We start from the raw sequence: 19,998 nt of genomic DNA, 5'->3' as shown, positions 1-19,998 counted from the left end.
CAGGCGAGCAGCATCGGCGGCATTCTGTGGCGCGTTAGAGGCCAGTTCGACCTCCCGTCAGCTTTCGCCGGTCAGCTGCTTGCGGACAGCTTCGATCGCCGTCTCGTTGCGTTCGACGCCGATTTCTTCCTTGATGGCTGCAACCAGCTGCGAGGCATATTCATTGCCGATCGCAGGGCCCAGGTTCTGCTTCGTCGCAGCGACCAGCGGATCGTCCTTTGCAATGGGTTCGACGCTGATATCGTCCAGATCGACAACGAACCATCCGATGTCGCTAGCACCTTCAAGCCGCTTCACCGTGCCTTCGGCCATGCTGAACAAGAGTACGAGCGGTGGCGGCACCTGCTGCGACTGCGTCACCAGCTGCTGGCGGTTGAGGTCGATCTGGTCGACCGGCGGCAAGGCGACCTTCTCGGCCTGCATGGCTTCAGCGAGCGAGGTGCCCTTGCGGACAGCCGCTATGATCCGGTCGCTCGCGGCCTTCGCCAGCCGCGAACCTTCCGACAGGCGCCATGCGGCCACGAGGCGATCCTTGATTTCGTCCATGGGAGCGGTTGCCGATGGCGTGACTTCCTGCACTTCGAAGACGATGAAGTTCTGGCCGCGCGTAACCTCTGCCAGTTGCGGCTCGCCTTCTTCCATCTGGAATGCGGTTTCGATGATCGGCATCAAGACGTCGGGCGAACCGCTTTCAGGCTGACCGTAGATGCGGCCATCGGCCGTCAGGGCTGGCGTCGAGCGCAGGGTCAGGTCGTAGGTCTTGGCGATTTCGCTGAGCGAAGCGCCACCGTCGAGCTCTTCCTCGATCTGGGCGGTGACATCGGCAAGTGCGGTCAGGCGCTTCTCGTTGGTCAGCGCTTCGCGAATTTCCGGAGTTACCTGCGCAAGGCTGCGAGCAGCTTTCGTATCGACGGCATCGACGCGCATGACGTGCCAGCCGAGCGGGCTGCGGGCAGGGGCTGCAACCGCGCCGCGCGCTGCGTCGAATGCCGCCTTGGCCACCGCTTCATTGGCGGTCGAGACCAGTTCGCTGCGCGTGATCGGTCCCACCTTCGATGTGCTGAAACCGGCTTCGCGAGCGAGTGTGTCGAGCGAGGCTCCGGACTGGGCCCGGCTACGCAGGGATTCTGCGGCCTGCTGCGTCGGCACGATCAACTGGGTAAAAGTACGCGCCTGGCTTGCCGAATACTGAGCCTTGTCGCGCTCGTAACGTGCCGCGATTTCTGCATCGGTGGGGGCAATGCGGTTTTCCACGATAGAAGCGTCGAAACCGGCGTAGCGCAGGGTCCGGCGCTCAGGACGGATGTAGCGGCCGCGGTTGGCTTCGTAGAAGGCCTGCAGCTGCTTGGCAGTGGGTTCACCCTTGGGCGCATATGCGGAACTCGGGATCAGTGCGATGGCACCCTTGCGGCGTTCGCGGAGAAGCGAGGCATAGCGCAGCGCGATTTTGTCCGGCATCCTGTTGCCGAGCAGCGTATGCGAAACGAGCTGGCGGGCCATCAGCGATTCAGTCACGTCGCGGCGGAATTGCGCATCGGTCAGGTTCCGCTGGCGCAGCGCTGCAAGGTATGCCTGCTGGTCGAACGAACCGTCAGGCCCTGCGAAAGCGCCGATCTGCATGATCTCGCTGTTCACCAGGTTGTCGCCTGCACGAAGACCGGCCATGCGGGCATATTCATTCAGGGCAAAACGGTCGATGAGGCGGTTGATCGTGCTTTCGAGGCCGCCGCCTTCGACGAAGGCCTGCATGCTCAACGTGGGATTGCTCTGCCGGGCCTCTTCGAGGCCGCTGTTAGCACCGTTCCTCAGTTCTGCGGTGCCGATCTTGGCATCGCCGACCACGGCGACGCGGTCGCCACCGGAAATGCCCCCGAAAGTGCCGGAACCCGACACATCCATGCTCGCAAAGGCAAGGCCGATGAGTCCGACGAAGGCGATGGTGATCGCAAGACCGATCTTCGAGGCGAAGAATCTGCGGAAGAACTGGATCATGGGACGGGTCTGGTTTCCGGTTGAAAATCATGGGAGCCGATTGGTGCGTCGGCGGGAACGTCAGGCGCTTTATCCGGCATGCGACCTCGCGGCAACACTTAGCCAAGGGTTTTGACTGGATTGCTCAGGTCGGCTAGCGGACCGGCCCCTGCCGTCCCTATATGCACGGCCAGATTCGCATTCAGTTCAGGAAATACCCCCATGGCCCAACGGCCCTATATTGTCGGAAACTGGAAAATGAACGGCACGCGCGCCATGCTTTCCGAAGCGCGCGCGATCGACCGGGCTGCCCAGCGTCACATGAAGGTGGAGGTCGCAGTCGCTCCGCCGTTCACTCTCATTCATGCAGTTCACCGCGAGGCCGAACAAATCGGCGTCGGTGCGCAGGATTGCCACCCCGGTGAAGATGGCGCCCATACCGGCGACATCTCCGCTAGCATGCTCGCCGATGCCGGTGCCAAATTCGTCATCCTCGGCCATAGCGAGCGGCGCACCGCCCACGGCGAAAGCAATGACCTGGTAAAGAGCAAGGCCCAGGCTGCGCTCGAAGCCGGCATGCGCGTGATCATGTGCTGCGGCGAAGACGAAAAGACGCGCAATTCGGGCAAGGCAGAAAAGTTCGTTCTCGACCAGCTTCGGGCATCGCTTCCCGAAATGGACAATGCCGAGGAACGCCTGACGGTCGCTTACGAGCCGATCTGGGCGATCGGCACCGGCAACACTGCTACGGTCGAAGACATCGAAGCCATGCACAAGGCGATCCGTGGCCTGCTCGTCGAATTGTTCGGCGAAGAGCAGGGTGCAGAAGTGCGCATTCTCTACGGCGGCTCGGTAAAGCCCGACAACGCCCGCGAAATTCTCTCGGCCGAGGAAGTTGGCGGCGCCCTTGTCGGGGGCGCAAGCCTCACCGCAGACAGCTTCATGGGTATCGCGCTTGCCGCAGGCGAGGGCGCCGAAGGCTGATCGCCCTGGTGGCGCTCTGCCTCGCAGGCCTTGCTCTCGTGGCGGTGCGCCCCTAAATGCCCAGCGAAACAGTTTCAGAGTAGATTTTCATGTCCGTTTTCATCTTCCTCACCGTGCTACAGGCGATTGTCGCCGCTGGCCTCGTCGTCGTCGTGCTCATGCAGCGCTCTGAAGGCGGCGGTCTGGGTATCGGCGGTAGCCCGGGCGGCCTGATGGGCGCACGCGGGGCGGCCGACTTTCTGACCCGCACGACCAAGTGGCTGGCTGTCGCTTTCGTCGGTCTGTCGATCGCGCTTGCTGCGGTTGCCGTGGAAACGACCGGTTCGGACGAAATCAGCTCGACGCTGGATCGCAACGTCCAGCCCGCCGATCCGCTTGGTAGTGCACTGGGTGGTTCGGAAGAATCGGTTCCTGCTGCAGTGCCCGCAGAACCGGCTGATCCGCTGGCAGACGCCACAGAATAACTTTTTTCACCCGCGATTTGTGGATTGCGCGCTCGACGCGCCGCTAATCGCTTGCATCGAATCCAATTCAAGCCTTAAGGCCCAACTCCCATGGCGCGGTACATTTTCATAACCGGCGGCGTGGTCTCATCGCTCGGCAAAGGTCTCATGGCAGCATCGCTTGCTGCCCTTCTTCAGGCACGTGGGTACAAGGTGCGTATCCGCAAGTTTGACCCGTACCTGAATGTCGACCCAGGCACGATGAGCCCGTATCAGCACGGCGAGGTTTACGTCACCGATGACGGTGCGGAAACCGATCTCGATCTCGGCCACTACGAACGCTTCACTGGCGTGTCTGCCCGGCAGAGCGACAACATCACCTCGGGACGTGTCTATCGCGACATCATCGCGAAGGAACGGCGCGGGGACTATCTCGGCGCGACGGTACAGGTCATCCCGCACGTAACAGACGCGATCAAGGCTTTCGCGCTCGACGATCAGGACGATCACGATTTCATCCTCTGCGAAATCGGCGGCACGGTGGGCGACATCGAATCGCTTCCCTTCATGGAGGCGATTCGCCAGCTGCGTAACGAACTGGAGCCGAACCAGACGGTTTCGGTCCACGTCACGCTGGTTCCCTACATCGCCGCTGCAGGCGAACTGAAGACGAAGCCGACGCAGCACTCGGTGCGCGAACTCGCCAGCCTGGGTATCAAGCCTGATATCCTGCTGTGCCGTGCGGAACATCCGCTGCCGGAAGGCGAGCGCCGCAAGATCGCCCAGTTCTGTAACGTTCGGGCTGAGGCGGTCATTCCCGCGCTCGATGCTCCGTCGATCTATTCCGTGCCGCAGCAGTACCACGAGGAAGGTCTCGACGCAGAGGTGCTGCGTGCATTCGGCATTACCGATGCCCCGATGCCGAACCTCGCATCGTGGGAAGATGTCACGGATCGCTACTTCAATCCCGAAGGCGAGGTGACGATCGGCGTGGTCGGCAAGTACGTCGGTCTGCCCGATGCCTACAAGTCGCTGAACGAAGCTCTGATCCATGGCGGCCTGGCGAACCGTGTGAAGGTCAACATTCGCTGGATCGACGCCGAAGTATTCGAAGGCGATGAATCCGATATCGCAGCCAAGCTCGAACCCATGCACGGTATCCTGGTGCCGGGTGGTTTCGGAGAGCGCGGCAGCGAGGGCAAGATCGCCAGCGTCCGCTTCGCTCGTGAGCGGAAAGTGCCGTTCCTCGGCATTTGCCTCGGCATGCAGATGGCCTGCATCGAAGCGGCCCGCGCAGCTGGTTTCGAAAATGCGTCTTCAACCGAATTTGGCGAAACGAGCGAACCGGTCGTCGGTATCATCACCGAATGGATGAGCGAGGAAGGCCTTCAGAAGCGCGAGTCGGGTGGCGATCTCGGCGGCACGATGCGCCTCGGCGCCTATGACGCGAAGCTCTCTGGCAACAGCCATGTCTCCAAGATATATGACGGCGCGACCACGATTTCCGAGCGCCACCGTCACCGTTACGAGGTGAATGGTGCTTATATCGAGCCTTTGGAGAAACAGGGCTTGGTATTTTCGGGCATGTCACCGGACGGTTTGCTGCCCGAAATCGTCGAACGTCCGGACCATCCGTGGTTCGTCGGTGTGCAGTTCCATCCTGAGCTGAAGTCGAAACCGTTCGAGCCGCATCCGCTCTTCGCAGGCTTCATCGAAGCCGCACTGGAACAGTCGCGCCTCGTCTGATCGGGCGACCGAAATGTAGTTTCGATTGCTGCGGATGCACACGACTTTTCGTGTCGCATTTATACAAGTTTTTGAAATTTCCCTTGCATCAACAAGGGTTTTGGCTCACGCAAATTCTACCCCTTCAGCTTTTCTGAAGGGGCGGGGCAGTAATCTGTCGAGAGGAATTTGAGGGTGGGCTCGACTTATCCTCGACAAGCTCGCACCGGAATTGACCGTCTTATGCGACCCGGACGGTGAATTCTGGTCGAGGCGACTTCAACGGTCGCGGGGGCGGAACCCGATCCGCCCCCACTTACCTTCAAGATTTTGCAAAAAAGTCAAAAGCGCGGGTCAGGCCGCGTCGGCTTCGTCGCCCTTGCTGTCGGGAACGGCAGTCAAAGTGGGCTGGCCGTTTACCGCGATCTTCTTGGGCTTCATCGCTTCAGGCACTTCACGCACCAGGTCGATGACCAGCAGGCCATTTTCCAGATCGGCGCGCTCTACGCGAACGTAATCGGCCAGTTCGAAGCGGCGCTCGAACCCGCGATTGGCGATGCCGATGTGCAGCATGTCGCCCTGGAGTGCGTCGTCTTCACGCTTCTTGCCCTGGATCACTAGCAGGTTCTGCTGTGCGGTAATGTCGAGGTCTTGCGGACGGAAACCGGCCACCGCCACGGTGATGCGGTAATCGTCGTCGCCGCGACGCTCGATATTGAAGGGGGGGTAGTTGTCGCCGTTGTTGTTGCGCACCTGCCCTTCGAGCAGGTCGAACAGGCGGTCGAAACCGACAGTGGTACGGCGGTAGGGGGTGAAATCGGTACGTGACATCGAAACAAATCCTCTCTTGAGCAATTTGAACACTGATGAGGCCTGCAGCACGCAGCACCTCGGTCAAATATCGCACGGCCCCTTTTGGCGGCCGCCGACTGCTGATATTTAGGATGGAAACCGGCCGGTTCAAGCGTCAACCAAAAGGCGCTACCGGATTGAAAACGCGAAGGGTTCACAATGGCGACGCCGACAATCGACATCTACACCAAATTCGGCTGCGGCTTTTGCTATCGCGCCAAGCGCCTGCTCGACAGCAAGGGCGTGGAATACAACGAATTCGATATCACCATGGGCGGGCCGAAGCGCGACGAGATGCTGGAACGTGCACCCACGGCACGCACCGTACCGCAGATCTTTATCGGAGAACATTATGTCGGTGGGTCGGACGAGCTTCACGCGCTTGATCGCGACGGCAAGCTCGACCCGATGCTCGAAGGCTGACCGCGACCGTGACGCGCATCGCCGTCTTGCAGATGACGTCGGGGATCGATCCCGATCGCAACTCCAATGATATTTGCAAGGCTGTAGCCGATGCCTCCGCAGGCGGCGCCGAAATTCTGTTTACGCCCGAGATGTCGGGTCTCCTCGACCGGGACAGGCAGCGCGGTTCGGCTTCGATCGTCGAAGAAGGACATGATGGTGTGCTGGAGAGCGTCAGGCAGGCCGCGCGGGAGACAAATATATGGGTCGCAATCGGATCCCTCGCGATCAGGCGGGACGATGGGCGGTTTGCCAACCGAAGCTTCCTGATCGGCCCGGACGGCGAAATCGCCGCGCGCTATGACAAGATACACATGTTCGACGTCGAACTTTCCACCGGAGAGAGCTGGCGCGAAAGCGCCGCTTACGAGCCCGGGACCGAAGTGGTGACGGTAGACAATACGCCGGTTGGGCGGCTCGGTCTCTCGATCTGCTATGACATTCGTTTTCCGGCCCTTTTCCAGGAGCTTGGCAACCGGGGCTGCGATGTAATTGCCATCCCTGCTGCCTTTACCGTTCCGACGGGCAAGGCGCACTGGCACCTGATGCAGCGTGCACGCGCTGTCGAAGCGAGTGCCTTTGTCGTTGCGGCTGCGCAGGTCGGCAAGCACGAGGACGGTCGGGAAACCTTCGGCCACAGTCTCGTGATCGACCCGTGGGGCGAAGTGTTGCTCGACATGGGCGGCGAGGGCGCAGGTCTTGGATTTGCGGAGATCGACCTCGGGCGCATTGCAGAAGTCAGACGGCAGTTGCCGAGCCTTGCCAACCGGCGCGAAATCGCCACATAGGCCCGCGATGATCGTTTACGACCTAATCTGCGACCACGGACACCGTTTCGAAGGCTGGTTCGGAAGCTCCTCCGACTTTGCCGAACAGCAGGAGCAGGGTTTCGTGTCCTGCCCCGAATGCGGATCGATGGAGGTTGGCAAGGCCCCGATGGCGCCAGCCGTTCCGGCCAAAGGCAACAGCGGCGCTGCAATGTCCGGTCCGTCCGAAGACAATGCGCATCCTGTGTCGAATATGCCGATCCCGAAGGAAGTGCAGAATGCGCTCGCCGCGCTTGCAAAGGCGCAGAGCGAAGCCCTGAAGAAGAGCACCTGGGTCGGTGACAAGTTCGCCGAGCAGTCGCGCGCGATGCACTACGGCGAACAGGACGAGAAGCCAATCCACGGCCGTGCGAGTGCGGAAGAGGCACGGAACCTGGCCGATGAAGGGATAGCGGTCGCAGCGCTGCCATTCCCCGTTTCACCGCCCGAAGAACTCAACTGATTGCGTTCGCGAACGCTCGCCCCTAAACGGGCCGCGGGCGCCCGTAGCTCAGCAGGATAGAGCACCAGATTCCTAATCTGGGGGCCACAGGTTCGAATCCTGTCGGGCGCACCAATTCCCCTCTCACTCGCCCTTGCGAGTGGCGACCCAGCTCAACACAACGACCGCGACCGACATGGCGATGGCCAGCATTGAGTTGCCGGCCCATCCGGCATGTTCGTACGCATAGGTTCCGGCCCAGCTCGCGATCCCGCCGCCGACGAACATCATCACGATAAAAGCTGTCATCAGGCGTGTCCGGACCCCGGGGTCGAGCGATAGAAAGGTCATCCGCGAGGTGACGTCGATCGATGGGCCGACAACGTTTGTGATGATGATCGGGATGATGAGCAGCCACAGGTTCCAACCGAGTGGGTAGTAGAGCGCAACCGCAGCAAACTGGACCAGCGCGATGAGAAACCGCGCTTTTCGCGGGCCCATGCTGTCGGCCCACCTGCCGATCCTGGGCGTAAAGTAGATGCTGACGGCAGCGATACCGGCCAGATAGCCCACGGTATCGACACCATAACCCATCTCGTCGCTCGTAAGGTGGAGAGCGAGGCCAAGCCAGACCGACAGGAAGATACCGAAATTGAGCGCCTGTATTGCGCCTGAAAGGAAGACTTCCGGATGCTGCCGCAGGAGCGGCACAATCGAGACCAGGAGCGCGGCATAGCTTTCCTTCGCTTCCGACCGTCCCGTCTTGCGGGCAGGCTCCATTACGCGCGGGAGTGAAAGCGTGATGGTCAACATGATGAGAGCGGCGGCGATGTAGACAGAGCGCCAACCGAAATGCTCGGTGAGTATGCCGGCCCCTACACGCGCGATAAGGATGCCGATGATGATACCCACGGTCAGCGTCGCGGTTGCTTGTCCCAGCCTCTCTACCGGCACGCGTTTCGACACATAGGCTGGCAGGAGATAGGGCACGATCGTGACGAAACCGAGCAAGGTCGATGCGCCAACGAAGAGGGTGAAGTCGCGAGCGAAGGCCATGACGGCCAACATTGCAGTCTGTGCGCTGGCAAAGATCAGGCTGAGGTTGCGATTGCCGAAGCGATCTCCCAGCGGGAGCAGCAGCAGAATGCCCAGTGCCAGCGCGAGCTGGTTGAAGGCTGGTACGACACCGATCGCCGCATCGCTAACGCCGAAACCGTCGGCGACTTCCGAGATGATCGGATGAATGTAATAGGCATTGGCGACCGTGGCACCGGTAATCGCCGCAAGAGCCAATTCCCTGCCACGCGAAAGACCGGCTGCCGGCTCACCGGCGTCTTTTTCTGTCATGTCGTGCCCCACCTCAGCGCTATCGCGTCAGTTCGCGTCGCCTGCGCCTCTGTCGAGCGGTACCTTCTCCTTGAAGGTATGGGTGATGTAGGGGAACGGGATCTCGATCCCGGCATTGTCGAGCGCCGCCTTGATGGCGCGGACGACCTTGTCCCGGCTTTCATGCCCTGCGCGCGGCGATGAACCGGCCCACCAGCGGACGTTGAAATCTACCGAGCTTGAATTGAACTCGCTTGCGAAGATGTCGATGCCCTTGTCGATATCCACCGCATCGACCGTTTCCACGGCCTTTCGAATGACTTCGGCTGCCTTGTCGAGATTTGTGTCATAGGAAACGCCTACGACAACCGAATGTCGGCGCTGGTCCGCGTCCGTGAGGATCTCGACTGGGTTCTTGAACAGGATCGAATTCGGCACGACCGTCAATTCGCCCGAGGGGGCGCGAATATGCGTTTCGCGCAAGGTGATATGCTCGACCTTGCCCATGATGCCTTCGCATTCGATCATGTCACCGATGCGCATCTTCTCGCGCAGCATGATCAGGACCCCGGCGAGGAAATTTTCGAAGATGTCCTGGAAGGCGAAACCGATCGCCACCGCACCGATTCCCAGGCCCGCAATCAGGCCGGCGAAGGTCATTCCCGGGAAGATGACGATTGCGGCGATGAATATCCCGACCAGCCATACTCCAAGCTTGACCAGCGTTTCGATGAGGTTGCGCAGCGAAGGGCGAAGCTCTGTCTTGCCGACGACTGAGTCGACGATCTTCGTCGCGAAGCTGGCGGCGATGCCGGTGATCATCAATATGACCAAAGCGATCGCGAGGCTCGGTATCGCCTGCACGAAGCTGTACCACATCGCGCTCAGCTGGTTGTTGATCGTGTCCATCATGTCGAACGAATTTCCCCCGGTGTTTCAGGCAACCAACCATGCTGCGCCGCCTGTGTTCCGCCATTTCAAGTATTCCAACTAACCGTCGGGGCATAGTCACGACAAGGGCAGGTGGACATGGCATGCCATTCTCTGCATTGAGCTTCGCGAGAGATGAGATTTTCCGGCAGGGGCAAGATGGCTAGCGAATCCGAAGAACTGGCAGAAATCCGGCGTGCCGTGCGCGCCCTTTGCGAAGAATTCCCTGGCGAATACTGGCGTGAGAAAGATCGCGAACGTGCCTATCCGGCGGAGTTCGTCGATGCGCTGACCAATTCGGGTTTCCTTGCCGCCCTGATCCCCGAGGAATTCGGCGGCAGCGGGCTGAAGCTGGATGCGGCCGCGGTGATCATGGAGGAAATCCAGGCATCGGGCTGTAATGGCGGTGCTGCGCACGCCCAGATGTACATCATGAATACCCTCTTGCGGTATGGCAGCGACGCCCAGAAGGGCGAGTATCTGCCGAAGATCGCAAGCGGGGAATTGCGGCTCCAGGCTTTCGGCGTGTCCGAACCGACCAGCGGAACCGACACGCTGTCTCTCAAGACACGCGCAATCCGTGACGACGACGAATATGTCGTCAACGGGCAGAAGATATGGACGAGCCGCGCTGAACATTCCGATCTCATGCTGTTGCTGGCCCGGACGACGTCGGTCGAAGAGGTCGAGAAGCGCACCGAAGGCCTCTCCATTTTTCTGGTCGATATGCGCGCTGCCCGCGAGGCTGGCGGAATGACGATCAAGCCGATCCGCACGATGATGAATCACTCGACGACCGAAGTGTTCTTCGACGACATGCGCATCCCGGCGTCCTCGCTGATTGGCGAAGAGGGGAAGGGCTTTCGCTACATCCTGTCAGGCATGAATGCGGAGCGAATCCTGATCGCGGCCGAATGTGTTGGCGATGCCAAGTGGTTCATCGAGAAGGCGAGCGATTATGCGAAGGATCGCACCGTCTTCAAACGTCCGATCGGTCAGAATCAGGGAATCCAGTTCCCCATCGCGCGCTGCTACGCCCAGATGCGTGCCGCAGAATTGATGGTCCACAACGCCGCCCACGTTTACGATCAGGGCGGCAATGCGGGCGAAGAAGCCAACATGGCCAAGTTGCTTGCCTCGGAAGCGAGCTGGGCTGCTGCCGACATGTGCGTGCAGACCTATGGCGGCTTCGGATTCGCCGAGGAATACGACGTCGAGCGCAAGTTCCGCGAGGCACGACTTTATACCGTTGCCCCTATTTCCACGAATCTCATCCTGTCGTATCTGGCCGAACATGTGCTCGGCCTGCCGCGGTCCTATTGAATTACGACTAGCTGATGCCAGAAACCGCTTGAATAGGCGGGTTAACTATGATTCTGTGCGTTTAGGGAACTGAGGGGCTAATGCGTAAACCACCAAAAGAGCAGATGAGGCAGTTTCTTGCGCTCGGCGGGCTCTTGGTCTTGACCGGTTTTGCCGTTGCCGGCCCCACGGGATTGCTCTCGTGGAGCGAGAATTCGAACCTTCTCGAACAGCGCCACGCACAGATCGCCCAGCTGACGCACGAACGTGACGAGCTCCGCAACCTGGTGGACGGCCTCGACCCGGAAGCTGCCGATCCCGACCTGGTTGGCGAACTCCTTCGTCGCAACCTCAATGTCGTTCACCCTGACGAAGTCGTGATCACACTCGAAGACGAGTAGGCGCGCCGCGCATTTTTCCAAGATTTCGTATGCAGGATGCGTGCTTGACGTTGCGTCATGCGCGAGGATGCCTTTATAGCCGCCAGCGGCCTCAATGATCTCCCCAGGGGCCTCAAGATAAAGAGGATTACAGCTTGGCCCAGTCGGCAAAGAAGTCCGATAAGACGAGCGCGAACAACGCGCCCGCAACCGATGACAGCGATTTCGCCCTGCGTTCATTGCAGGAGCTCCACGAGAAGACGGGTCGCTACGACGCGAGCATGGATGAAATGCTCACCTTCTACGAACAGATGCTGCTCATTCGCAGGTTCGAGGAAAAGGCCGGCCAGCTGTACGGGCTCGGCCTGATCGGCGGTTTCTGCCACCTCTACATCGGCCAGGAAGCGGTCGCGATTGGCCTTCAAAGCGCGCTCGATAGCGACAAGGACAGCGTGATCACCGGCTATCGTGACCACGGGCATATGCTCGCTTACGGGATCGATCCCAATGTCATCATGGCCGAGTTGACCGGGCGCCAGGCCGGTATCTCGAAGGGCAAGGGCGGGTCGATGCACATGTTCTCGACCGAGCATAAGTTCTATGGCGGCCACGGCATCGTCGGCGCGCAGGTCGCGCTCGGCGGCGGGCTCGCGCTAGCTCACAAGTACCGCGAAGATGGCGGACTCTGCCTGGCCTATTTCGGTGACGGTGCTGCCAACCAGGGACAGGTTTACGAGACATTCAACATGGCGAGCCTGTGGAACCTGCCGATCGTGTTCGTGGTGGAAAACAACCAGTACGCAATGGGTACGGCCGTGCGTCGCAGCTCTGCTGAAACCGAATTCTATCGCCGCGGCACGGCGTTCCGCATCCCCGGCATGGACGTGAACGGGATGGACGTTCTCGAAGTACGCGGCGCTGCCGAAATCGCGTTCAAGCACGTGCGAGAGGGCAATGGTCCCGTCCTGATGGAACTCAACACCTATCGCTATCGCGGACACTCCATGTCCGACCCTGCGAAATATCGCAGCCGCGAGGAAGTGCAGGACATGCGCGACCACAAGGATCCGATCGAGGGTCTGAAGAAGAAACTGATCGAACTGGGCAAGACCGAAGAGGATCTGAAGGCCATCGACAAGGCGATCCGCGCGCGCGTCGCCGAATCCGCCGATTTCGCCGAAAACTCGCCCGAACCGGCACCGGGCGAACTCTACACCGATGTTCTGGTGGAGGAGTATTGAGCCATGGCTATCGAACTCAAGATGCCCGCGCTTTCGCCCACCATGGAAGAAGGCACTCTCGCACGCTGGCTCAAGAAGGAAGGCGACGAGATCGTTTCCGGTGACATCATCGCCGAAATCGAAACCGACAAGGCGACGATGGAATTCGAGGCCGTCGATGAAGGCACGCTGGCCAAAATCCTCGTTTCGGAAGGCTCCGAAAACGTGAAGGTCGGGACTGTCATCGCAATGCTGGCAGGCGAGGACGAAGATGCGTCCGACGTCGCAGCACCGCCTGCCGCCGAAGCTCCTGCCGCCAAGGTCGAAGACGTGCCGGGTGAAGGCAAGGATGTCGGCCGCGATGACGATGACGGTTCTGTCACTCCGGCAAAACCGAAGTCGGAACCGAAATCCGATCCTGCGATCCCTGAAGGAACAAGCTTCAGCCAGGTTTCCGTTCGCGAGGCCCTTCGCGACGGGATGGCAGAGGAAATGCGCCGCGACGACCGCGTTTTCGTGATGGGCGAGGAAGTCGCCGAGTACCAGGGGGCCTACAAGGTCACTCAGGGCCTGCTCGACGAATTCGGTCCCAAGCGAGTGATCGATACGCCCATTACTGAATACGGCTTTGCCGGCATCGGCACGGGCGCTGCGATGGGCGGCCTGCGCCCGATCGTCGAGTTCATGACCTTCAACTTCGCCATGCAGGCGATCGACCACATCATCAATTCGGCAGCCAAGACCAATTACATGTCGGGCGGCCAGATGCGTTGTCCGGTCGTCTTCCGTGGTCCGAACGGCGCAGCCAGCCGCGTCGGCGCACAGCACAGCCAGAACTACGGGCCGTGGTACGCATCGGTCCCCGGCCTGATCGTGATCGCGCCCTATGACAGCGCCGATGCGAAGGGCCTGATGAAGGCTGCGATCCGGAGCGAAGATCCGGTCGTATTCCTAGAGAACGAACTGGTTTACGGACGCAGCTTCGATGTGCCCGATCTAGACGATTACGTCCTGCCGATCGGCAAGGCACGCATCATGCGCGAAGGCAGCGATGTCACCATCGTCAGCTACTCCATCGGCGTCGGTTTCGCACTCGAAGCGGCCGAGAAGCTGGCGGATGAAGGCATTGATGCAGAAGTTATCGACCTGCGCACCCTACGCCCGCTCGATCGTGAGGCGATCCTTACTTCACTCGCCAAGACCAACCGAATTGTCATCGCGGAAGAGGGCTGGCCGACATGTTCGATCGCATCGGAAGTGATGGCGATCTGCATGGAGGACGGCTTCGACCATCTCGATGCGCCGGTTCTGCGCGTTTGCGATGAAGACGTTCCGCTTCCCTATGCCGCAAACCTCGAAAAGCTCGCGCTGATCGATGCAAATCGCATCGTGAAGGCAGTGAAGAAGGTCTGCTACAAGGACTGACAGGGCGCTGGCGGGCGCGCGAAATCGGGCAGGGGCGATGACCCAAAGCCTGGTTTCGGTGCCTGCTTCCTATTCTTCGTCCTCTTCGTCCTCTTCCTCGGCTCCGGAGACGACGAAGATCGGACGATCATAGGTCATGTTCAGTGCGTCGAGGCCGGGAATCGGAAGAAAATCTTCCCCGGTGTAGGACAGGGCGATGGTGTATTCGACCGCGCCTTCGATCCTGCTCGTGCCTTCCTGATTGACCGAAACTTCGAGTTGCTCTGTGTGCAGCCTGTAAGGATCGCCGACTGCAATGCTTCGTGCGACAGCGCTGATCTCATCGACCGACAGTTCGTTTTCGCGCTGGTATTCGACCATGATCCGCCGTGCGGTATCCGAAGCGACGGAGCGCAGCGAATTGTAGTTCTGCATGTAGAACGCGACCTGGAACACTCCGATCATGGCGATGATGATCACTGGAGCGAGAAAGGCGAATTCGATCAGGATCGAACCGCGCTCATCGCGTCGCAAACGGTGCAGGAAATGGGGCAGGCTCACGGCAGCAGCACCGTGCGTTCGACCTTCATGTCGATTTTTTCACCGACACCGAAATCGGTCCACAGCGGATCGTAAGAATCCTCGAGCGTCAGCTTGATGTATTCCGTGACCACGGCGCCTTCTTCGCAGCTGTCGGCACTTTCGACCGTGCTTTCATTGGCATCGCATCGGAAGAACTGTTCGACCTTGATCTGGCTGTTATTGAGGTTGACCGATTCCTTCAGGATCGCCTTGATTTTCGATGCATCGGTCGTGGCCCCGGTGGCGGCGGCCAGTGCGATGATCTCCGATTCCCCGGCGGCAGATTGCATCTCGTATTGGCGCGAGATGATCATGCTGGTCTCGAACCCGCCCAGTGCCATGACGCACAGGATCGGCAGGACGAAGGCTGTCTCGACGGCGAGTGCGCCATGCTGGTCACGCGCGAGTTTGCGGATGAGGGCCAGATTCATCATGCGACCAGCCTGATCTTGCCGCTCGCCGAGCCGACATCCGAGGAATCCTCGGTCGGGCACAGCGTTTCGAGCTTTGCGCCGCCGCGGATGTCGATCCGGTATGCCGAGATCAGCAGGCACTGCGAGTTGACGTCGGCCGTGCCGTTGATCCGCAAAGTGCCCGAGGGCATGTAGATCAGCCCTTCGATGATCGAATTCGAATTGCCATTCATGATGTGCCCGGGCTCGCCCGGATTGTTGTCACGCTCTTCGAAAATGAGGATGTCTGACAGTAGATCGGCCTGGTCGGCATATCCTGCCGTGACAAGGTCCGCCGCAGTCATGGGAGACAGGCGGATCGAGTTGCCGTTGCCGTTCCCGCCCAGCTTGACCTGGGCACCATTGCGAAGGACGAACATCACGCCCGTTCCGGTCACGTTGTAATTGGCCGAAAGATCAAGAAGACCGCCGTCGATCACGTAAATACCGGACGAGAGCACCGTGGTGCACCCGACGACCAGCGAACCGTAGGTCCCGGGCAGCAGCGAAGCCTGCTTCGCCTTGCCCTTGCCGGTGCACTCATATTCGCGGTCGCGGTCATCGTCCGGCGGATCGAGATCGGCATATTCGTCATAGAGATTGTCGGCGCCCTCAACGACCTTGTCGCGGAGTTCCTCGGGTGCATCGACCTTGCCGCATGCAACGATAATATCCGTATCGACGTCGGCATTGCTGCCGATCGTGATGGCATCGTCACTGCAGGAAAGTGCTGCGATGCCGCACTTGGCCTTGATCGTTGCGTTGCCGCCAATGGTAGTGCCGCCGCCCTCTTTCGCCAGCGACACGATGCAGGCGCTGTATTCGCCGCCCTGCGCGAAGCTGGCCTGCGCGGACACCGCGACAGTTGTTGCCGACCCGGTGAGGAAGCTGCTGAAGGGCAGGCGACGTGTCACCTGCGCGCGAACGAGCACGCTGTTGTCGCTGCCACCGGCGTAGTCGACGATCTCGATCGTAGGATCGGATGCATAATCCTTCGTGATCGAAAGGTTGGCATCGAATTCCTGGGTGACCCGCAGGGAATAGGTATCCGCCGACGCATCGGCAGAAAGGGCCTTCGCCCCTGCATATGCACCTTGGTCGACTGCCTGCTGAAGTTCGCGCTTCCAGAGATACCACTGCGCGGTATCCACGGCAAAACCGGCGCCGCCGATCAGTGCCGGCATACCCAGCGCAACGAGAACGGCGGCATTGCCTGCGCGGTTGTCGCGCAGCTTGGTGAAGAGGTTTCGGATGGCACCCATCTGGATCGCTTCTCCCGTGAAGCATGACTTCGAACGATCCGATAAATGCCAGAACTTGGTGAGGTTATAATTAGATTACGTGGTTAACGCCGGGTTACGGGAATGCAGGTCTTTCCTATGGTTCCGACGCTTGCTCGCATGGGTGAGGTTGACAGGAGGATCGCGTTCACGCCTAGCGACCCGATGGATCCTATCGAACAGGACATTTCAGACGAACAGCGACTGGCGCTGTCATATTGCGCGCCCAAGCTGCGCCCTATGCTCGTGGCGGGGCTCGCACTGGACAGGCGGCTTGCGCGGATCGTCGCAACAGCCAACGAACCCATGCTCGCGCAGATGCGGCTCGCGTGGTGGCGCGATACGCTTTTACAGCCCGTCGCTTCACGTCCGATTGGCGATGTCGTCCTGGGTGCCATTGGGTCGAGCTGGGAGGGGCATGAGCGATCGCTACTCTGTCTAGTCGATGGCTGGGAAGGCATGATCGGCAGCGAAATCCCGCCGCGTGAGTCTTTCGCTTCCTTCGCCAATGCCCGGGCAGGCATTTTCGAAGCCGTGGCCGAAGTGTCTGGATCAGCCGATGCATCCGTTGTCGCAGAGCATGCCAAGCTGTGGGCGCTTGTCGATGCCGCGGTGAACAACGGCCAGCAGGAAGAGCGCGAAATACTCGCGGATCTAGCGCGGGGAGTAATCGCTACGGGGCGCGTCCGCCGGGAGATGCGGGGCGTGGCGGTGCTTTCCGCGCTGGCCCGGCGTTCGCTGGATCGTGGACTGCGGCCATTGCTGGAGGGCAGGGGGGCAGCACTCACGGCGATGAAGGCAGGCTTGTCTGGCCGCTAGAAAGCTCTATCCTTCAGCAACTTATCGCGGGGGAGCAGAATGGGCAGGGTCGTATTGGGGCTGTTTCTGGGGCTGATTGTCGCCACCATCGGACTTTATTGGTGGCGTGGTGTAGCGCAGGTCGAAGAAAATGCGCCGCCTCCGCCAGAGGTTGAAATCGCTCCTGATCCTGAATCGCTCCCTTCCGCTGATCCATCGGACTTGAAAGGGCCGAGCCCGCCTGAAGCGAGCGAACTGACCCGCGAGCAGATCCGGTTCTTCCGTTACGACCGCAATCGCGACCTTTCCATCACCCGCAATGAGATGCTTTCGACGCGCAGCGATGCGTTCCGCAAGCTCGACGTCGACGGCAACAATCTGCTCACATTCGAAGAGTGGGCGGTGACGACCGCCAATCGTTTCGATGGGGCCGATGCCGACGGGAACGGCAAGTTGTCCCAGCGCGAATTTGCAACGACGGCGCCTAAGCCGACGACGCCCAAAAAGCCCACCTGCCGTTGTTGATCAGGTCGCGGGCAGAGCCTCGGCTTCAGCTACCCACATACGTAAGTCCTCTTTTGCGCGCGAAGTATAGGCTTCCTTGCGCTGCTTTTTCTTCACTTCGTGCAGGGGTGGGAACAGGCCGAAATTGACGTTCATGGGCTGGAACGTCTCTGCCTCGGCGTCGCCGGTAATGTGGCTCAGCAAGGAGCCGAGCGCGGTGGTGCGCGGCGGCGGGGTCCAGTCACGGCCTGCCAATTCGCTTGCCGCCATCATGCCCGCAATCAGGCCGACTGCAGAGCTTTCGACATAACCTTCGCAGCCGGTGATCTGGCCGGCGAAGCGGATGTGTTCGCCACCGCGAAGTCTCAACTGCCGGTCGAGTACGAGAGGCGAATTGATGAAAGTATTGCGATGCAGCCCGCCAAGCCTTGCGAACTCGGCATTCTCGAGCCCCGGAATGGTACGGAACAGCTCGATCTGGGCGCCGTATTTCAGCTTCGTCTGGAAGCCGACCATGTTCCACAACGTGCCGAGCTTGTTGTCCTGGCGCAGCTGCACAACAGCGTAGGGCCAGCGGCCCTGCGGGTGTTCCTCGGTCGTGTCATAGGGGTTGTCGAGACCGACGCCCTTCATCGGACCGTACCGCAGCGTTTCGACGCCGCGTGCGGCCATGACCTCGATCGGCATGCAGCCATCGAAATAGGGTGTGTCCGCTTCCCATTCGCGAAATTCGGTCTTCTCGCCATCCATCAGCCCCTGGTGGAACGCGAGGTACTGCTCTTTCGTCATGGGGCAGTTGATGTAGTCGCCGTCCTCGTTCGAGGCCTCGGTGCGCTTGTTCCAGCGGCTCTGGATCCAGCATTTCGACATGTCGATGCTGTCGCGGTGGACGATGGGGGCAATGGCATCGAAAAAGGCGAGCCGGTCCTGGCCGGTTGCACTTACGATGCTCTGCGCGAGCGATTGCGCGGTGAGGGGGCCGGTGGCGACAATGGTCGCGCCGGAGGCGGGCAGGGAGTCCACCCGCTCTCGCACCACGGTAACATTGGGATGCTCTTCCAGTGTTCGTTGTACTTCGGATGAAAAGACGTCGCGGTCCACCGCCATCGCACTACCCGCCGGTACGCGTGCCTTTTCGCCAGCGCTCATCACGAGGCTGTCGAGCGCGCGCATTTCGTGGTGTAGCAATCCGACGGCGTTCTTGTCGCTATCGTCGGAGCGGAAGCTGTTCGAACAGACGAGTTCTGCAAGGCCGTCTGTCTGGTGGGCAGGGGTCATTTCCCCGCTTCCGCGCATTTCGGAAAGGCGGACCTTAAACCCTCGCCGGGCAAGTTGCCACGCAGCCTCGCTGCCAGCGAGGCCGCCGCCGATAATGTGCACGTCGTGATCGGTATGTTCTGTCATTTCGAGCGCCACCTAGTGCTTGCACCCCCATGTCATCAAGTCCAAGAGCAATCGAAAGGAGGGATTGGTCAATGCCCAAACGCGCGCTGTCGGAACATCGCCCATGGTTGCTGGTCGCTGTCGCCTGCGCCGTGGCATTCTATTTCATGCGCGATGAGGCGATCGGCGGCCTTTACCTGATCATCTTGAAGGGGGCTGGTGTCGGCGCGCTGGCAGCCTATGCCTTCCATCGCGGCAAGGGCACGCCGGGCATCCTTATCGGCTTGGTCATGACCCTGTCGGCGATAGGCGACATGGCAATCGAACTGACGCTGGAAGCGGGGGGTACTGCGTTCTTCCTCTCGCACCTCGTCGCGATGGCGCTTTATCTGAAGTTTCCCCGTCATCACACGACTGCCAGCCAGAAGGGGCTGGCCGTTGTGCTGCTGCTCGGAACACCGCTGATCTGCTGGTTTCTTTCCCAGAATGCGTCGATTGCGCTTTACGGCCTCGCTCTGGGCGGCATGGCTGCGACTGCCTGGATGAGCCGTTTCCCGCGCTACCGTGTCGGGCTCGGCGCCGTACTGTTCGTCGTGTCGGACTGGCTGATCTTCAGCCGCGAGGGTCCGGTGGACCTGACGCCGATTCCCGACCTGGCGATCTGGCCACTCTATTTCGTCGGGCAGTTCCTGATTGCGACCGGAGTGGTGCAGACATTGCGCCACGAATTGCGTGAGGAAGACGACTAAGCC

The 19,998-nt window shown here is 60.4% G+C and carries 21 protein-coding genes and 1 tRNA gene; 14 read left to right on the top strand and 8 right to left on the bottom strand.

The features are described 5' to 3' along the window. Positions 1-57 precede the first annotated feature (57 nt). Positions 58-1,992, bottom strand: coding sequence for a peptidylprolyl isomerase (locus AMC99_RS05950; protein ID WP_061924089.1), 1,935 nt, complete (start codon positions 1,990-1,992; stop codon positions 58-60). Positions 1,993-2,193: 201 nt separating this feature from the next. On the opposite strand from AMC99_RS05950, the gene tpiA reads away from it, so the two are divergent. The 3 genes from tpiA (at position 2,194) to AMC99_RS05935 (ending at position 5,144) form a co-directional block, all read left to right on the top strand. After that, entirely contained in the window at positions 2,194-2,955 is a 762-nt protein-coding gene (tpiA, locus tag AMC99_RS05945; protein WP_061924086.1) for a triose-phosphate isomerase, read from the top strand. Between the two features lie 89 nt (positions 2,956-3,044). Next, a complete protein-coding gene (secG, locus tag AMC99_RS05940) occupies positions 3,045-3,419 on the top strand; it encodes a preprotein translocase subunit SecG (RefSeq protein ID WP_061924083.1) in 375 nt (124 codons plus the stop codon). A gap of 90 nt (positions 3,420-3,509) precedes the next feature. Continuing rightward, on the top strand, positions 3,510-5,144 hold the full coding sequence (locus AMC99_RS05935) for a CTP synthase (RefSeq protein ID WP_061924080.1): 1,635 nt from the start codon (positions 3,510-3,512) through the stop codon (positions 5,142-5,144). A gap of 333 nt (positions 5,145-5,477) precedes the next feature. Here AMC99_RS05935 and AMC99_RS05930 read toward each other — a convergent pair whose 3' ends face one another. Continuing rightward, entirely contained in the window at positions 5,478-5,954 is a 477-nt protein-coding gene (locus AMC99_RS05930) for an Hsp20 family protein (protein WP_061924077.1), read from the bottom strand. A 180-nt stretch (positions 5,955-6,134) separates the two neighbouring features. On the opposite strand from AMC99_RS05930, the gene grxC reads away from it, so the two are divergent. The 4 genes from grxC to AMC99_RS05910 all read left to right on the top strand — a co-directional run bounded on the left by grxC (position 6,135) and on the right by AMC99_RS05910 (position 7,820). Beyond that, complete coding sequence (gene grxC / locus AMC99_RS05925; RefSeq protein ID WP_061924074.1) at positions 6,135-6,398, top strand: glutaredoxin 3; 264 nt, start codon at positions 6,135-6,137, stop codon at positions 6,396-6,398. Positions 6,399-6,406: 8 nt separating this feature from the next. Then, positions 6,407-7,225: a carbon-nitrogen hydrolase family protein gene (locus AMC99_RS05920; protein ID WP_061924071.1), complete on the top strand. Its 819-nt coding sequence runs from the start codon at positions 6,407-6,409 to the stop codon at positions 7,223-7,225. Positions 7,226-7,232: 7 nt separating this feature from the next. After that, the gene (locus AMC99_RS05915; protein WP_061924069.1) at positions 7,233-7,706 is read left to right on the top strand and encodes a DUF1178 family protein; all 474 of its coding nucleotides are present in this window, start codon (positions 7,233-7,235) and stop codon (positions 7,704-7,706) included. Positions 7,707-7,743: 37 nt separating this feature from the next. Beyond that, positions 7,744-7,820, top strand: a tRNA-Arg gene (locus AMC99_RS05910). A gap of 9 nt (positions 7,821-7,829) precedes the next feature. Here AMC99_RS05910 and AMC99_RS05905 read toward each other — a convergent pair. Next, complete coding sequence (locus AMC99_RS05905) at positions 7,830-9,032, bottom strand: MFS transporter (RefSeq protein ID WP_061924066.1); 1,203 nt, start codon at positions 9,030-9,032, stop codon at positions 7,830-7,832. 27 nt (positions 9,033-9,059) lie between these two features. After that, positions 9,060-9,923 carry a mechanosensitive ion channel family protein gene (locus tag AMC99_RS05900; RefSeq protein ID WP_061924063.1) on the bottom strand — a complete coding sequence of 288 codons (864 nt, stop codon included), beginning with the start codon at positions 9,921-9,923 and terminating at the stop codon, positions 9,060-9,062. A 177-nt stretch (positions 9,924-10,100) separates the two neighbouring features. Between AMC99_RS05900 and AMC99_RS05895 the strand changes: the two genes are divergently transcribed. The 4 genes from AMC99_RS05895 to AMC99_RS05880 all read left to right on the top strand — a co-directional run bounded on the left by AMC99_RS05895 (position 10,101) and on the right by AMC99_RS05880 (position 14,268). After that, positions 10,101-11,264: an acyl-CoA dehydrogenase family protein gene (locus AMC99_RS05895; protein ID WP_061924061.1), complete on the top strand. Its 1,164-nt coding sequence runs from the start codon at positions 10,101-10,103 to the stop codon at positions 11,262-11,264. Between the two features lie 104 nt (positions 11,265-11,368). Next, on the top strand, positions 11,369-11,644 hold the full coding sequence (locus AMC99_RS05890; RefSeq protein WP_232301518.1) for an FtsB family cell division protein: 276 nt from the start codon (positions 11,369-11,371) through the stop codon (positions 11,642-11,644). A 134-nt stretch (positions 11,645-11,778) separates the two neighbouring features. After that, positions 11,779-12,864 (top strand): pyruvate dehydrogenase (acetyl-transferring) E1 component subunit alpha, encoded by a 1,086-nt coding sequence (gene pdhA, locus AMC99_RS05885; protein ID WP_061924055.1) that lies wholly within the window; start codon positions 11,779-11,781, stop codon positions 12,862-12,864. A 3-nt stretch (positions 12,865-12,867) separates the two neighbouring features. Beyond that, positions 12,868-14,268 carry a pyruvate dehydrogenase complex E1 component subunit beta gene (locus tag AMC99_RS05880; protein ID WP_061924052.1) on the top strand — a complete coding sequence of 467 codons (1,401 nt, stop codon included), beginning with the start codon at positions 12,868-12,870 and terminating at the stop codon, positions 14,266-14,268. Between the two features lie 69 nt (positions 14,269-14,337). Here the strand turns inward: AMC99_RS05880 and AMC99_RS05875 are convergent, their stop codons facing one another. Genes AMC99_RS05875 through AMC99_RS05865 form a run of 3 tightly spaced genes read right to left on the bottom strand, consistent with a single transcriptional unit; the run spans position 14,338 to position 16,543 of the window. Further along, on the bottom strand, positions 14,338-14,808 hold the full coding sequence (locus AMC99_RS05875) for a TadE/TadG family type IV pilus assembly protein (protein WP_061924049.1): 471 nt from the start codon (positions 14,806-14,808) through the stop codon (positions 14,338-14,340). After that, positions 14,805-15,263 carry a TadE/TadG family type IV pilus assembly protein gene (locus AMC99_RS05870; RefSeq protein WP_061924047.1) on the bottom strand — a complete coding sequence of 153 codons (459 nt, stop codon included), beginning with the start codon at positions 15,261-15,263 and terminating at the stop codon, positions 14,805-14,807. Before AMC99_RS05870 ends, AMC99_RS05875 begins: the two co-directional genes overlap by 4 nt. Beyond that, positions 15,260-16,543: a pilus assembly protein TadG-related protein gene (locus tag AMC99_RS05865; RefSeq protein ID WP_061924044.1), complete on the bottom strand. Its 1,284-nt coding sequence runs from the start codon at positions 16,541-16,543 to the stop codon at positions 15,260-15,262. The genes AMC99_RS05870 and AMC99_RS05865 overlap by 4 nt, the downstream gene beginning before the upstream one ends. Positions 16,544-16,726: 183 nt before the next feature. On the opposite strand from AMC99_RS05865, the gene AMC99_RS05860 reads away from it, so the two are divergent. Both AMC99_RS05860 and AMC99_RS05855 read left to right on the top strand, forming a co-directional pair. Further along, positions 16,727-17,380: a squalene/phytoene synthase family protein gene (locus tag AMC99_RS05860; RefSeq protein ID WP_157058265.1), complete on the top strand. Its 654-nt coding sequence runs from the start codon at positions 16,727-16,729 to the stop codon at positions 17,378-17,380. Positions 17,381-17,419: 39 nt separating this feature from the next. Continuing rightward, positions 17,420-17,884, top strand: a complete 465-nt coding sequence (locus tag AMC99_RS05855) for an EF-hand domain-containing protein (protein ID WP_061924040.1) — start codon at positions 17,420-17,422, stop codon at positions 17,882-17,884. Here the strand turns inward: AMC99_RS05855 and trmFO are convergent, their stop codons facing one another. Then, complete coding sequence (trmFO, locus tag AMC99_RS05850) at positions 17,885-19,267, bottom strand: methylenetetrahydrofolate--tRNA-(uracil(54)-C(5))-methyltransferase (FADH(2)-oxidizing) TrmFO (protein ID WP_061927772.1); 1,383 nt, start codon at positions 19,265-19,267, stop codon at positions 17,885-17,887. A 71-nt stretch (positions 19,268-19,338) separates the two neighbouring features. On the opposite strand from trmFO, the gene AMC99_RS05845 reads away from it, so the two are divergent. Next, on the top strand, positions 19,339-19,995 hold the full coding sequence (locus tag AMC99_RS05845) for a lysoplasmalogenase family protein (RefSeq protein WP_061924037.1): 657 nt from the start codon (positions 19,339-19,341) through the stop codon (positions 19,993-19,995). Positions 19,996-19,998 lie beyond the last annotated feature (3 nt).

Source organism: Altererythrobacter epoxidivorans, from assembly GCF_001281485.1.
Taxonomy (GTDB): Bacteria; Pseudomonadota; Alphaproteobacteria; order Sphingomonadales; family Sphingomonadaceae; genus Erythrobacter; species Erythrobacter epoxidivorans.
Note: the sequence above shows the minus strand (reverse complement) of the source record. Positions and strands in the feature narration are given on the sequence as shown.

Excerpts from the sequence above, each read along its gene's own strand:
- AMC99_RS05890 (WP_232301518.1), top strand. The coding sequence starts at position 11,369 with ATGAGGCAGTTTCTTGCGCTCGGCGGGCTCTTGGTCTTGACCGGTTTT.
- AMC99_RS05900 (WP_061924063.1), bottom strand. The coding sequence starts at position 9,923 with ATGATGGACACGATCAACAACCAGCTGAGCGCGATGTGGTACAGCTTC.
- AMC99_RS05865 (WP_061924044.1), bottom strand. The coding sequence starts at position 16,543 with ATGGGTGCCATCCGAAACCTCTTCACCAAGCTGCGCGACAACCGCGCA.
- AMC99_RS05905 (WP_061924066.1), bottom strand. The coding sequence starts at position 9,032 with ATGACAGAAAAAGACGCCGGTGAGCCGGCAGCCGGTCTTTCGCGTGGC.
- AMC99_RS05855 (WP_061924040.1), top strand. The coding sequence starts at position 17,420 with ATGGGCAGGGTCGTATTGGGGCTGTTTCTGGGGCTGATTGTCGCCACC.
- trmFO (WP_061927772.1), bottom strand. The coding sequence starts at position 19,267 with ATGACAGAACATACCGATCACGACGTGCACATTATCGGCGGCGGCCTC.
- AMC99_RS05895 (WP_061924061.1), top strand. The coding sequence starts at position 10,101 with ATGGCTAGCGAATCCGAAGAACTGGCAGAAATCCGGCGTGCCGTGCGC.
- AMC99_RS05860 (WP_157058265.1), top strand. The coding sequence starts at position 16,727 with ATGGATCCTATCGAACAGGACATTTCAGACGAACAGCGACTGGCGCTG.
- secG (WP_061924083.1), top strand. The coding sequence starts at position 3,045 with ATGTCCGTTTTCATCTTCCTCACCGTGCTACAGGCGATTGTCGCCGCT.
- AMC99_RS05880 (WP_061924052.1), top strand. The coding sequence starts at position 12,868 with ATGGCTATCGAACTCAAGATGCCCGCGCTTTCGCCCACCATGGAAGAA.
- AMC99_RS05935 (WP_061924080.1), top strand. The coding sequence starts at position 3,510 with ATGGCGCGGTACATTTTCATAACCGGCGGCGTGGTCTCATCGCTCGGC.
- AMC99_RS05870 (WP_061924047.1), bottom strand. The coding sequence starts at position 15,263 with ATGATGAATCTGGCCCTCATCCGCAAACTCGCGCGTGACCAGCATGGC.
- AMC99_RS05915 (WP_061924069.1), top strand. The coding sequence starts at position 7,233 with ATGATCGTTTACGACCTAATCTGCGACCACGGACACCGTTTCGAAGGC.
- AMC99_RS05950 (WP_061924089.1), bottom strand. The coding sequence starts at position 1,992 with ATGATCCAGTTCTTCCGCAGATTCTTCGCCTCGAAGATCGGTCTTGCG.
- tpiA (WP_061924086.1), top strand. The coding sequence starts at position 2,194 with ATGGCCCAACGGCCCTATATTGTCGGAAACTGGAAAATGAACGGCACG.
- AMC99_RS05930 (WP_061924077.1), bottom strand. The coding sequence starts at position 5,954 with ATGTCACGTACCGATTTCACCCCCTACCGCCGTACCACTGTCGGTTTC.
- grxC (WP_061924074.1), top strand. The coding sequence starts at position 6,135 with ATGGCGACGCCGACAATCGACATCTACACCAAATTCGGCTGCGGCTTT.
- AMC99_RS05845 (WP_061924037.1), top strand. The coding sequence starts at position 19,339 with ATGCCCAAACGCGCGCTGTCGGAACATCGCCCATGGTTGCTGGTCGCT.